Source organism: Gelidibacter sp. (genome assembly GCF_039916245.1).
Classification (GTDB): domain Bacteria; phylum Bacteroidota; class Bacteroidia; order Flavobacteriales; family Flavobacteriaceae; genus Gelidibacter.
This window is the reverse complement of record NZ_JBDSLS010000054.1, coordinates 17083-30436: the sequence shown is the minus strand read 5'-3', so window position 1 is coordinate 30436 and position 13354 is coordinate 17083. Positions and strand designations below refer to the sequence as shown.

The 13354-nt window shown below is 37.1% G+C and carries 10 protein-coding genes; 8 read left to right on the top strand and 2 right to left on the bottom strand.

Annotation, left to right across the window (positions count from 1 at the left end):
- Positions 1-119: 119 nt before the first annotated feature.
- Complete coding sequence (locus ABIQ28_RS02940; RefSeq protein WP_348035256.1) at positions 120-923, bottom strand: DUF6503 family protein; 804 nt, start codon at positions 921-923, stop codon at positions 120-122.
- 612 nt (positions 924-1535) lie between these two features.
- Here ABIQ28_RS02940 and ABIQ28_RS02935 point away from each other — a divergent pair.
- The 3 genes from ABIQ28_RS02935 to ABIQ28_RS02925 all read left to right on the top strand — a co-directional run bounded on the left by ABIQ28_RS02935 (position 1536) and on the right by ABIQ28_RS02925 (position 4268).
- On the top strand, positions 1536-2333 hold the full coding sequence (locus ABIQ28_RS02935) for an RNA methyltransferase (RefSeq protein ID WP_348035255.1): 798 nt from the start codon (positions 1536-1538) through the stop codon (positions 2331-2333).
- 89 nt (positions 2334-2422) lie between these two features.
- Positions 2423-3655: a M48 family metallopeptidase gene (locus ABIQ28_RS02930; protein ID WP_348035254.1), complete on the top strand. Its 1233-nt coding sequence runs from the start codon at positions 2423-2425 to the stop codon at positions 3653-3655.
- Positions 3656-3809: 154 nt separating this feature from the next.
- Positions 3810-4268 carry a hypothetical protein gene (locus tag ABIQ28_RS02925; RefSeq protein ID WP_348035253.1) on the top strand — a complete coding sequence of 153 codons (459 nt, stop codon included), beginning with the start codon at positions 3810-3812 and terminating at the stop codon, positions 4266-4268.
- A gap of 203 nt (positions 4269-4471) precedes the next feature.
- Here the strand turns inward: ABIQ28_RS02925 and ABIQ28_RS02920 are convergent, their stop codons facing one another.
- Complete coding sequence (locus tag ABIQ28_RS02920; RefSeq protein WP_348035252.1) at positions 4472-5446, bottom strand: hypothetical protein; 975 nt, start codon at positions 5444-5446, stop codon at positions 4472-4474.
- Between the two features lie 623 nt (positions 5447-6069).
- Between ABIQ28_RS02920 and ABIQ28_RS02915 the strand changes: the two genes are divergently transcribed.
- The 5 genes from ABIQ28_RS02915 to ABIQ28_RS02895 all read left to right on the top strand — a co-directional run bounded on the left by ABIQ28_RS02915 (position 6070) and on the right by ABIQ28_RS02895 (position 13239).
- Positions 6070-8274 (top strand): RelA/SpoT family protein, encoded by a 2205-nt coding sequence (locus tag ABIQ28_RS02915; RefSeq protein ID WP_348035251.1) that lies wholly within the window; start codon positions 6070-6072, stop codon positions 8272-8274.
- A 36-nt stretch (positions 8275-8310) separates the two neighbouring features.
- Positions 8311-8772: a transcriptional repressor gene (locus ABIQ28_RS02910; RefSeq protein ID WP_348035250.1), complete on the top strand. Its 462-nt coding sequence runs from the start codon at positions 8311-8313 to the stop codon at positions 8770-8772.
- A gap of 1 nt (position 8773) precedes the next feature.
- Complete coding sequence (locus ABIQ28_RS02905) at positions 8774-10045, top strand: adenylosuccinate synthase (protein WP_348035249.1); 1272 nt, start codon at positions 8774-8776, stop codon at positions 10043-10045.
- A gap of 223 nt (positions 10046-10268) precedes the next feature.
- Positions 10269-12056, top strand: coding sequence for an OstA-like protein (locus ABIQ28_RS02900; RefSeq protein ID WP_348035248.1), 1788 nt, complete (start codon positions 10269-10271; stop codon positions 12054-12056).
- Position 12057: 1 nt separating this feature from the next.
- The gene (locus tag ABIQ28_RS02895) at positions 12058-13239 is read left to right on the top strand and encodes an aspartate aminotransferase family protein (RefSeq protein WP_348035247.1); all 1182 of its coding nucleotides are present in this window, start codon (positions 12058-12060) and stop codon (positions 13237-13239) included.
- Positions 13240-13354: the final 115 nt, after the last annotated feature.

The window sequence follows — 13354 nt, the reverse complement described above, 5'->3', positions numbered from 1 at the left end:
AATTTAGGGAGCGACAGATTTTTTTGTTTGGATTTTCACCTAAAGGAATTAAAAGATTACTTTCCATTTCTCACAAATTGAATCTTTATACTTAATACTTTGTACTCCCCGTTATATAACTACTGAATTAACTCACCACCTTCAGGTCTGCCATAAATTCTAATATCCATCTTAACCGTGGTCAACATGGGGCTAACAAATTTAACCTCATGATTTGGAGTCGTTGGTCTATTGTTTTCAACATTGTACCAAACCATAGTTTCTGGCAACAACATGCCTTCAACCTCTTGCCAATTGCTGTATTTGATAAAATGCCATTCGTTGCTTTTTTCATTTTCAGCATTCGCACCTTTATAGGCCAACCAAGTCATCTGATGGGAATCGGCATCATAATATAAAATATATTCATCATTGGAAGAAACGCCAACGCCATTTTCGTAGGATATTTGAATCCCAGGATAAGTTTTACCATCAAAAGTTAAAGAATCAGCTTCGGCGTACATCGTTCCATCATCAGCTAAAACAAAAGGCATCGCATAAAAATAGAACATCAAATTATAGTAAGATTCTGGGTTACCTTTAAAAACAGTGTTATCCTTATTTTTCGTCCACAGAACTTCCCCATCAAATCCAATGGTGTTTTTGGGCATTTCTATAAGTGCGTAGCGGTCTTTTAAATCGGTAGTGGTAATTTCATAACCTCCAGGTTTTTCAACCGAAAACTCTAAAGTTTCCATTTCATTCCAAGCATCAATTCCACCATGGGCATCAAAAACTTCAGTTAAATTTTCAGGATAGACCCTTGTAATGACATCGAGTTCTTCTTCAATATAAGGTTCGGTCTCTGTTTGAGTTTCAGCGTTTTTGTCTTTACAAGAAGCCATAATGACAAGTGCTAGTGATAAATAAATAATTTTTCTCATAAGTGATTGGTTTAGATTTCCTCAAAACGGAAATCAGTTTTGATAAGTTTAAAGTTCAACGACAAATTCTTTCTAAAATTACATAAAAACAAATTACGAAGGCTATGATCAATTTCTTCATCCCAAGGTAATAAGTTTTAAGCATAAATTTGTCCGTCCTATCGCACCGCGCTAGGCAGTCACAAGGTCGAGTTCGTCGATTATTCATTAAATAAAATCGTTGTTGTCCGATTAAAGTTGCATTGATCTTCTAAGAATCGTAATCTACAAAGGTCTTTCAACGTTTTTGATCCTGAACATCCTTCATTTCTCGGTTTTTGAAAACTATTGGTAAAACATCATAATCCATTCTATTTATGAATTTCACCGCCCATATTTTCAATTAATTACGTGTTTAGTCTTTGTTCTTGGTTCTATCAGCGGAGCGGTCTTAATTCTTTTCCGGACAATAGTGATATAAAATATTTGTGCTAAATTATTCGTGCCAATGAGTGAAATTAACTTCTCAAAAGGAATATTGTTTTTAATGGATCTCGTTTGTCAATTTCTCTATAATGCAACAATTCTTAGTTCATATTGAGTAAATTTGCGGAAGCAAAATACTACTCATCTGTGAATAAAGAAATAACAAGCGTTCAAAACCCTTACATTAAAGAGCTTTATCTGCTCAAGGAAAAATCAAGGGATCGCAAAAAATCAGGATTGTTTTTAATTGAAGGGGCACGCGAAATCGAATTAGCGTTAAAAGGGAACTATCAGTTGGAAACCATTTTGTATTATCCTGAAATATTTTCAGAAGCACAGGTAAATAGCCTAAAATCTGCGCAAACAAAAATCATCCAAATCTCCAAAGACGTCTATCAAAAATTGGCGCACCGAGATACTACTGAAGGCATCATTGCTGTAGCCAAAACAAAATCTCACGATTTAAACAATATCAAGTTTAAGTCTGAAAATCCTTTGATTTTGGTAGCCGAAGCTCCAGAAAAACCCGGAAACATTGGTGCCATTTTGAGAACAGCAGATGCCGCTAATGTAGATGCGGTAATCATTGCCAACCCCAAAACAGATTTATACAATCCTAATATCATCCGAAGTAGTGTGGGCTGTATTTTTACAAATCAGATTGCCACAGGATCAACTTCTGAAATTATTTCATTTTTGAAGGGAGAAAATATTGCTATCTATTGCGCTGCTTTACAAACTTCTGAACTTTATACTACTCAAGATTTCACCAAAGCTACTGCGATCGTAATGGGTACTGAAGCCACGGGATTGAGTGCTGAATGGCTGGAGCAATCCACTCAAAATATCGTCATTCCGATGCAAGGCGAAATTGATAGTATGAATGTATCTGTGGCTGCGGGAATCCTTATTTTTGAAGCAAAAAGACAGAGAAACTTTAAATAATATTCACTCGCAGAAGCGCTAAGACGCAAAAGATAAACTATCAATATCTTGACTGCCGACTGAACACTGCATACTGAAGACTAAAAAACATGAATTCCACTACTCTTTTCTACATCATAATTGCCATCATTATCATCGATTTTCTGGTTGATAAAATACTGGATGCTCTAAATGCTAAACGTTATAATGATCCTATTCCTGAGGAACTAAAGGATGTTTATGATCAAGAGGAATATCAGAAATCACAACGTTATAAAACTACCAACTACAAATTTGGCTTGATCACCACAACATTTTCTTTGGTATTGACCTTAGTGTTTTTAGGATTGAATGGTTTTGAATTTGTCGATAACATCGCACGAAGTTATAGCGACAATCCCATCATCATCGCGCTCATCTTTTTTGGAATAATCATGTTGGGAAGTGATATTCTCAGCACCCCTTTTTCCTATTACCAAACCTTTGTGATCGAGGAGCGTTTCGGATTTAATAAAACCACCAGAACCACCTTTATTTTGGACAAACTCAAAGGTTTACTCATGATGGCAGTTGTTGGCGGTGGACTTTTAGCATTGATAGTGTGGTTTTATCAGGTAACAGGAACTTACTTTTGGTTGTATGCTTGGGCATTGGTTGCCGTGTTTAGCATTTTCACCAATATGTTTTATGCGCGACTCATTGTTCCTTTATTCAATAAACAAACACCATTGGAAGCTGGCCAATTAAGGGATCAAATTTCAGATTACGCCAATTCCGTTGGATTTAATCTTGATAAAATATTTGTGATCGATGGTTCCAAACGTAGCACCAAAGCTAATGCTTATTTCTCAGGATTTGGAAGAGAGAAACGCGTAACCCTTTATGATACTTTGGTCAGTGATTTGGATAACGAGGAAATTGTCGCTGTATTGGCTCATGAGGTCGGACACTACAAAAAGAAGCATATTATTTTTAATCTGATTGCCTCCTTATTATTAACAGGATTAACGCTTTTTATCTTGTCCATTTTCATTTCAAATCCGTTATTAACCAACGCACTCAGTGTGAATATCCCTAGTTTTCATGTGGGCTTAATCGCTTTTGGATTGCTCTACTCGCCTATTTCAGAACTGACTGGATTTGTCATGAATCATTTCTCACGCAAATTTGAATATCAAGCCGATGATTATGCGAAAAACACTTATAAAGCTGAACCTTTAGTCAGTTCGTTAAAAAAACTTTCAAAAAACAGTTTGAGCAATTTAACACCACATCCTGCTTATGTTTGGGTGCATTACTCACATCCAACGCTTTTGGAGCGGGTTAGGAATTTAAGGAAGTAGCATTAAGTTGGACTTCCAAACTATTTTCAAGTTGAAAAACGGAATATTTTAAAGGATTAACTATTTTTACATTCAACGACATGCGACCAATGTGACAGATTTTTTCACATGAAATACGCTTTCTTTTGGAACACTACTTTTTTATAAAAATGACATGAGATTTCATACTATAATTTCAGAATTTAGAGATAAGCTTGAAAGTAGCCGAGATCAAGAAAAGATAACTCATGTTGAAATTGCAGCATTTTACAACAAACTCAACAACTTCGATCTTAAATTTGTTTTATTCTCAAAATATTACCGGAAATACATCGATAATCTCAATCGATTAAAACCGCAGCCAGAAGACAAAAACCCGGACTTAACTCTTTTGCGAGTTGCGTTGGCGGAGAACGAGTGGAAACCGACCACTCCTTTTGCTATATTTATTCACCATTTAAAATATGACAATAAGGTCACTTCCAAACCTTTTATTGCCTACCAAAAAAGACAGAACCGAAACAAACTAAACGCGCCTGCAACAAAGGTTAAGGAAGTTGAAAAACCAAAAAAATCTGAGAAATGGACTCGGGTTCCAATTCCAAGACATCATCCTCCAAGAAAACTACAATAAGTTTTTTTGAATTGTCTTCTGTGGAAGATTGGATCGCTTTGCCTTTATTGGTATTTTCTGCCAACCGTTTACAAATAGTTTTGCATTCTATCTTTGCCACTGTTGGTGTTTTACACCAACAGTTACCAAATGTTAGTTCATTCAATTGCTTGCTTAATTAAAAAAGCAATCAAATTCCTCCTAAGTTTTTCACTATCTAAACCTTAAAACGGCAAGGCAATGGATTCCGGATTTACAAAATCCTTGGTATAAGGATTTTCGAGAAAGCTCAGTGGTGGCTTTTGAGGCATTAAAATATCATCCCTTTCAATCCCATAAACCTGCCAATAGTTGGAGAGCAATTGGGCAAATACATCCTGATCCCATAAACCAAAAACTGGTGGTTTTCCATTGGTGTCAACTTCTATAGTAATTCCATGGTCTAGGTTTTCAATTTTGTATTGCGGTGTGTATTGCAGAATATAATCTGAATAATGAAACCTCGCATATAATTCTTCGAACTGTACGGGATGCAACACATGACCTTCAATTTTATCAAGGAGTTCCTTGTGTTTCTCGGCAATGACCCCATCATTTTGTAAGCACGCAACAAATCCAAAGCCATTGACTCCAAATGAGAACATTAAATTAATCGCATCGTCACGATAGCTAAAAATATCCGCAGAATATTTAAGAGGAAACACCACAATACTCCATGGTTTTTTTCCAATAAAAGAAATCGGTTCTATTATGGATTGCAACATTAAATGGAAGTGACTAAAGCGCTGCTTAAGGGTGAATGAAAGTGCAAATTCTTCACCTTGCTTGAGCAATCGGTCTCTTTCATAAACCATTTCATAGTACAACAAACCATAAACCATTCTGCCAGTCCATTGAAAAAGCAACTCTTGATCAAGAGAGGCCATACCTTCAAAACCCTTTTTATAGGCCTCTTGAACTTTTAGATCCAATTCATCAAAAGCCTTTTTTACATGGGGAGAACACGGCAATTTCAGATCTTCATAATGATAAGACTTGCCTTTATCCATCATCTCCACGCGTTCATCACCAAATTTAAAATGATCCATCAGCCACTCAGGAAAAACTGTCATCTTATCATCGGTCAAATCTCCTGAAAGGAAGCAAAAGTGTTCGTCAAAAATTAAATCTTGAAAAGGATTAAAAAGCGCTTGGGACATAATTATTCTGAAAAATGAGGTTATTTAATGGTTTGCAAATATAATCATAAACTATAGCTTGTCCTGTGCTCACTTTAAAAATCAATCCTTATTTATCTCGGCTTGTGGCATGACAAACCAAAGCTGATATATAAAATCCAGCTCAAAAAAAAGATATAACATCAAATTTTAGTAAATTGAATCAACAACACCTATAATTCTATAAAAACGCAAAAACTAGTTTATTTCTTAAGCCTATTAATATTAGCAGTAGCAATGTTTCTAATAGCGAATTATCCTGACTGTGACAAAACGAACATGAACATCATCTTAAAAAAGTAGATAAAAAATTTAACAACACACTTTAGTCACCTGCATTATAGACTTTTAATAAATCTCATAACCATTGAAACATTGCAATCATTTCCACCAGACAGCACAAGCAAGTAATTACCAACATGAATGTTATTGGTCGCAAATCATTTATAATTTTAAAACGGATACAAATGCTCAAACTAACGCGTCGCAAAACCAACAATATTAAAAAATCCCCAATCATCAATTTCAACCTATTTGAGCAGCATTCAAACAATTTCCCCGAAAAAATCGTTGCTCATTTCCTTTCTTTGTATTACATTTAGTTTATGACCGAAGTTGATATAGAAAAGGAAAATGCTGCCATTGCAAAAGCCTATAAAGAACTGCTTAAAGTAAGTTACCAGACCCTTACTGTTGCTGATAAAAAACTCATAAGACAAGCCTTTGATGTGGCCGTTGATGCGCATAAAAATCAACGCCGAAAATCAGGAGAAGCTTATATATTTCACCCTATTGCGGTGGCTAAAATTGTTGCTCAAGAAATTGGGCTCGACGCAACATGTATTGCTGCAGCATTATTGCATGACGTTGTAGAAGACAATCCTGATTACACCCTTGAAATCATCGAACAGAAATTTGGAAAAACCGTAACGCGAATTGTGGACGGATTGACCAAGATTGCATCGCTGAGCAAAGAAACCGACGTATCATCCCAAGCAGAAAACTTTAGAAAGATGCTGTTGACGCTTAATGATGATGTACGTGTGATTATCATCAAAATTGCAGACCGTCTCCACAATATGCAAACCATGGATTCCATGCGTACGGACAAGCAGGAGAAAATAGCTTCAGAGACCTTGTACATTTACGCGCCTTTGGCACATAGGATTGGACTTTATAATATTAAAAGCGACCTTGAAGATTTAGGCTTAAAATATACAGAACCTGAAGTCTATAATGAAATTCACAATAAGATAAAGGAAAGCAAGGAGGAACAAGATGCCTATATTAAAGCGTTTTCAAAAGTCATCGTTGACTCTTTGGACAAAGAAGGTTTAAGTTATACGATTAAAGGACGACCGAAATCCATCTATTCCATCCGAAGAAAAATGCTCAAACAAGGCGTTTCCTTTGACGAGGTTTATGATAAGTTTGCGGTAAGAATCATTTATAAATCTGATTTTGCGAATGAAAAGTTCTTGGCCTGGAAAATCTATTCCATTGTAACCGATCATTTTATTCCCAATCCTATTCGCTTACGTGACTGGATTTCCTCGCCTAAATCAACCGGCTATGAAGCTTTACACATAACGGTTATGGGACCAAAAGGACGCTGGGTAGAAGTGCAGATCCGCAGTGAACGCATGAATGAGATTGCCGAAAAAGGATACGCTGCGCACTACAAATATAAAGAAGGCAATGCGGAAGATGCCTTGGACACTTGGATTGACAAACTCCAAGAAGCCCTTGAAAGCAACGAAACCAATGCCGTCGATTTTGTGGAGCAATTCAAATTGAATTTGTATTCTAAAGAAATTTACGTGTTTTCACCTAAAGGCGATTTAAAATCATTGCCAAAAGGTGCTACCCCACTCGATTTTGCCTTTAGTATCCATACCGAAATCGGCATGAAGACCAGAGGCGCAAAAGTGAATGGTAAACTGGTGCCTCTCAGCCATGAGCTCCAAAGTGGCGATCAAGTGGAAATATTAACCTCTGAAAACATAAAACCTAACAGCAACTGGTTGGACTATGCGACTACGGCAAGAGCAAGAAGCAAAATCAAATCTTCTTTAAAAGATGAAAAGAAAGAAGTTGCGGTGGATGGCAAAGAACTTTTAAGACGAAAATTAAAGCAACTTAAGATCAATTTAGACGAAAAATCCATCAATGAAATGGTGGTGTTTTTCAAACTAAAAACGAGTTTGGATCTGTTTTATAGAGTGGGGATTGGCTCGATTGACAATACCATGCTCAAAGATTACGCGTCATCGAGGAGCAATGCTTTTATGACGTTCATTAAAAGTAAGATCCGTAAACCAACGGTAGTCCAAAACATTGATAACGACGAAATTACCGCCAAATACGACATGTTGGTATTTGGCAAGGAGGAAGAAAAGTTGGATTATAAACTATCTGCCTGCTGTAATCCAATTCCTGGCGATGAAGTTTTTGGATTTTTGACCATCAATGAAGGTATAAAAATTCATAAGAAAAATTGTCCAAACGCACTGAGCCTTCAATCTAACTATGCCTACAGAATTTTACAGGCCAAATGGATTGATTCTTCCCAGCAAGAATTTGCCGCACAGATCACCTTGAGTGGCATTGACAATATGGGATTGGTAAATAATATTACCAAAGTTATTTCCAGGAACATGCATGTCAACATGAAAAGTATTAGCTTTCAAACTGATGATGGTGTGTTTTCAGGTAAAATCAATGTTATTGTTAACAATAGCACCATGCTTAAAAAGCTCATGGAAAATCTAAAAAAAATTAATGGAATTGATAAGGTTACCCGAGTTTAAAAAGTGTAAATTTGCCCCGAACTTTCGGGATCAATTATGAGTGTAAAAACAGAACATACTAATCAGGAAATCGTAAAAAATGTGTTTACCACATTTTTGGAAAGCAAAGGGCACAGAAAAACACCCGAGCGCTATGCCATACTGCAAGAAATTTATGATAGTGAAGAACATTTTGATATAGAATCACTCTACATTAAAATGAAAAACAAAAACTATCGCGTCAGTCGTGCTACGCTTTACAATACCATTGAATTGTTATTGGAATGCTCTTTGGTACGCAAACATCAGTTTGGTCAAAATCAGGCACATTATGAAAAGTCATATTTTGACAAACAACATGATCACGTTATTTTAACAGATACTGGAGAGGTCTTCGAATTTTGCGATCCAAGGATCCAAACAATCAAAAAAACGATTGAAGAAGTCTTTAACATTACCATCTCCAACCACTCATTATACTTTTACGGAACAAAAAACGAACAACCTAAAGAATCTTAAAATGGCAGTAGATTTACTACTAGGATTACAATGGGGCGACGAAGGCAAAGGAAAAATTGTCGATGTGCTGACCTCCAATTACAATATTATTGCACGCTTTCAAGGTGGGCCCAATGCTGGACACACTTTGGTTTTCAACGGCAAAAAACACGTATTACATACTATTCCTTCAGGAATTTTTCATGAAGACACTGTTAATTTAGTTGGTAACGGTGTTGTAATTGACCCTGTTATTTTCAACAAAGAGTTGGACAAACTAGAAGAGCAACATGTGGACTATAAAAAGTCTTTGTTGATTTCTCGTAAGGCACACATCATTTTACCAACACACCGTTTACTTGATGCGGCCAGCGAAGCTTCTAAAGGAAAAGCGAAAATCGGTTCTACGCTTAAAGGTATTGGCCCAACTTATATGGACAAAACTGGTAGAAACGGAATTAGAGTCGGCGATCTTGAGATGGACGATTTTAAAGACAAATACCGTGCATTGGCCGATAAACATGAAGCCATGATTGCTTTTTACAATGTAGATGTACAGTATAATTTAAAAGAACTTGAAACTGAGTTTTTCAAATCAATTGAAGTGTTAAAAACATTGACTTTCATTGATTCTGAAGAATATTTACACCAAGCTCAAAAAGAAGGAAAGTCTATTTTAGCTGAAGGTGCTCAAGGTTCTTTATTGGACATTGATTTTGGAACTTACCCTTTTGTAACTTCTTCAAATACAACTGCTGCTGGTGCTTGTACTGGATTGGGTATTCCACCTAACGAAATTGGCGAGGTTTTTGGGATTTTCAAAGCCTATACCACAAGAGTTGGTTCTGGCCCTTTCCCTACCGAATTGTTTGATGAAGCGGGAGAAACCATGGGCCGTGTAGGTAATGAGTTTGGCGCTACAACTGGACGTTCACGTCGTTGTGGATGGTTAGATTTGGTAGCCTTACGTTATGCTTGTCAAGTGAATGGGGTGACCAAATTAATCATGATGAAAGGTGACGTCCTTTCAGGATTCGAAACCTTAAAAGTATGCACGTCTTACAATTATAAAGGCAAAGAAATACACCACTTCCCATACAATATCGAACCAGAAAACGTTACGCCTATCTATACTGAGTTTGAAGGATGGAACGAAGATTTAACTGAAATGACTGATGCTGCCAACATGCCGAAGGCTTTGGTAGATTATATAGAGTTTTTGGAAAAGGAACTCGAAATTCCAATTACGATTGTGTCTGTCGGCCCAGATAGAAAGCAGACGATTATAAGATAAATAGTTGAAACACGAACCTGCCTATCGAAAGGCAGGTTCATCTTTTAAGTAGTATCAATAATGTAATTTATGATAGTGCATAAGTATTACCGTCATTAATGTAATTAGTGGCACTCGTGCCCAAAAGCTCATCATTATAACATATTACCGAGACACCTAAATTGATGTTAACACAAAATAACGCTTAATTTAAAGAGTTACCTTAAAAATCATTTCTCGCACATTGAAAGCATTATATATTTTCACGGTATTATTTATAAGCTTAAGTTTTTCTGCTGTCTCTCAGACTCAAAAACTCAAGAAAATCCGTGTAGAATATTCAGGTTTTGTCGATTCTGACAGCCTAAGAGGACCTGGCGTTTCTGTATTCACAAGAGACAATACCCAACAAGTTCATTTTACTCACGAAGGCATCAATTTATGGTGTGACCAAGCTGTATATTACGAAAAGGAAGACTTTATTGAGGCCTATAGTAATGTGATCATGAAGCAGGGCGACACCATTAATATGAATGCAAAATATGTGGAATATAGTGGTAAGACCCAATTGGCATTTGCAAGTGGCGATGTGGTATTGACCGAACCAAAATCGGTTTTAACCACGGACACTCTCTATTTTGATCGTATAAAACAGCAAGCATTTTACCAAAGCAAAGGAAAGGTGGTGAGAGATTCCTCAGGAACCATCACGAGCCAAATTGGTCGCTACTATATGAACAGTAAAAAGTACCAATTTGTTAAAAATGTGGTTTTGGTCAATCCAGAATACACCTTAAACACAGAACACCTCGATTTCTACACGCAAACAGGTCATGCGTATCTTTTCGGACCTTCCACCATTGTTGGCGAAAACAATACTATTTATGCCGAACGTGGTTTTTACAACACCAATAACGACACGGGATACTTCGTCAAAAACTCAAAGATCAATTATGAGAATCGCGTTTTTGAAGGCGATAGCATGTATTTTGATAGAAAAAAAAGTTTCGCTTCGGCGACCAACAATATCATCGTTACCGACACCATTAACAACAGTATCGCCCGCGGCCATTATGCAGAAATTTGGCGCGCCAAGGATTCCGTATTCATAACCAAACGTGCGCTGGCCATTACCGTTCAGGAAAAAGATTCCATTTACATGCACAGTGATACCTTAATGGTGACAGGAAAACCTGAACATCGTATCACAAGAGCTTATTACAATGCAAAAATATTTAAAAGTGATTTGAGCGGAAAAGCAGATTCTATCCATGCCGATCACAAATCAGGATTGACACAACTCATTAATTTGGCACGCTTCTCCACTACCGATGCGTTTACCGTAAGACGCCGACCCATTCTTTGGAATTTGGGCAATCAGATGACAGGCGACACCATTCACCTTATATCAAACCCTAAAACAGAACAATTAGACTCCCTTGTGGTTTATGACAATGCCTTTTTGATTAGTCAGGACACCATCGGTAAAGGCTTTAATCAAATTAAGGGTCTACGACTTGTTGGCCTTTTCAAGGACAATGATCTTTATAATGTCGATATTATCAAAAATGCCGAAGTTATCAATTATTCCAGAGATGATAATCAGGAATTAATTGGGATCAACAAATCAAAATCCGGAAAAATCAATCTTAAAATTGAGGACGATTATAAAATTATCACCTTAATTGACCAAGTAGATGGCGATATATGGCCTGAATCCAAATTCCCCGAAAACGCCAGAAAATTAAGAGGCTTCGATTGGCGTGAAGAGGAACGCCCCAAAAGTGTTGATGATTTATTTAAAGATGACCCACCTTTAGTTTTACCCAAAATCAAAGGTCTAGACGATTATGTACCTCAAGAAGACTTCTTCGATGCCGCTTTAATGAAACGCGTGGAAGATGCCAGTTCAAAGGACACGAAAAAAGACGAGGAACAAAAGGCATCGCGTACTATTCCGAAGGAAGCGCTTAAAAAAGCAGATTCCTCTAAAGTAAACACCTTGCAAAAACCGAAAAAAAAGGATAATTAAAATGACTAGTGATTTTTTAAAGTACCAAGCACAAACTACACCACATCCTCTAGCTATGGAAATTTCCCATGCTGAAGGCTGTTATGTTTATGACACTAATAACAAAGCCTATCTTGATTTTGTTGCTGGTGTTTCGGCTTGTAGTTTGGGACACCGTCATCCAAAAGTGGTCAACGCTATAAAGGATCAGTTAGATAAATACTTGCACGTTATGGTTTACGGCGAGTATATTCAAGAACCTGCAGTTCAACTGGCCAAACTACTAGCGCAACACTTACCAGAATCTTTAGAATGTACGTACCTCGTCAACTCAGGAACCGAAGCTATTGAAGGCGCTTTAAAACTGGCCCGTCGCGCAACTGGCAGAAGCCAAATTATCTCTGCGCATCATGCGTACCATGGTAACACGATGGGATCCATGAGCGTGATGGGTTATGAAGAGCGCAAACAGGCCTTCAGACCTCTCATTCCAGATGTCGATTTTATTACCTTTAATAATAAAGAGGATTTAAATAAAATCACACCAAAAACTGCTGCCGTTATTCTTGAAACTATTCAAGGTGGTGCTGGATTTGTGGAACCATACGACAATTATTTGACCAAAGTCAGAACACGTTGCGATGAAGTTGGCGCCTTATTAATATTAGACGAAATCCAACCAGGTATAGGGCGTACCGGAAAATTATTTGGCTTTGAGCATTACAATTGCATTCCTGATATTTTGGTTACAGGAAAAGGACTCGGCGGCGGTATGCCCATTGGTGCCTTTTCAGCATCAAAGGCAATGATGCATACCTTACAGAACCGTCCCAAATTAGGACATATAACGACCTTTGGTGGCCATCCGGTTATTGCTGCCGCTGCTTTAGCAACCGTCAAAGAAATTGTAGAGAGTGATTTAATGCCTCAAGCTCTTGAAAAAGAACAGCTATTTAGAAAACATTTGGTACATCCATTAATTTCAGAAATCAGAGGACGTGGATTAATGTTGGCCGCTCTAACGCCTTCTGCAGAAATTGCAAACGAAGTCATTTTAAAGGCACAAAACAGAGGTTTAATTCTTTTTTGGTTACTTTTTGAGCCGAAAGCGATTCGTATAACACCACCTTTAACGATCACGAATGATGAAATTATTAAGGGCTGTAAGTTGATTATCGATATTTTAGACGAAATCTCCTCATAATTCCGTAATTTCGCGCGCACATTAAACCACTATATATCAGGAAGTAATAACGACCTACGGACGCTGTTAACTATTTTGTTGAAAACATTCGTGTTTAAAATCTCTTTTCTCTAAT

Bases quoted from the DNA above. Each gene is read 5' to 3' on its own strand.
- ABIQ28_RS02940 (WP_348035256.1), bottom strand. From the start codon at position 923: ATGAGAAAAATTATTTATTTATCACTAGCACTTGTCATTATGGCTTCT.
- ABIQ28_RS02925 (WP_348035253.1), top strand. From the start codon at position 3,810: ATGAGATTTCATACTATAATTTCAGAATTTAGAGATAAGCTTGAAAGT.
- ABIQ28_RS02910 (WP_348035250.1), top strand. From the start codon at position 8,311: ATGAGTGTAAAAACAGAACATACTAATCAGGAAATCGTAAAAAATGTG.
- ABIQ28_RS02920 (WP_348035252.1), bottom strand. From the start codon at position 5,446: ATGTCCCAAGCGCTTTTTAATCCTTTTCAAGATTTAATTTTTGACGAA.
- ABIQ28_RS02930 (WP_348035254.1), top strand. From the start codon at position 2,423: ATGAATTCCACTACTCTTTTCTACATCATAATTGCCATCATTATCATC.
- ABIQ28_RS02915 (WP_348035251.1), top strand. From the start codon at position 6,070: ATGACCGAAGTTGATATAGAAAAGGAAAATGCTGCCATTGCAAAAGCC.
- ABIQ28_RS02895 (WP_348035247.1), top strand. From the start codon at position 12,058: ATGACTAGTGATTTTTTAAAGTACCAAGCACAAACTACACCACATCCT.
- ABIQ28_RS02905 (WP_348035249.1), top strand. From the start codon at position 8,774: ATGGCAGTAGATTTACTACTAGGATTACAATGGGGCGACGAAGGCAAA.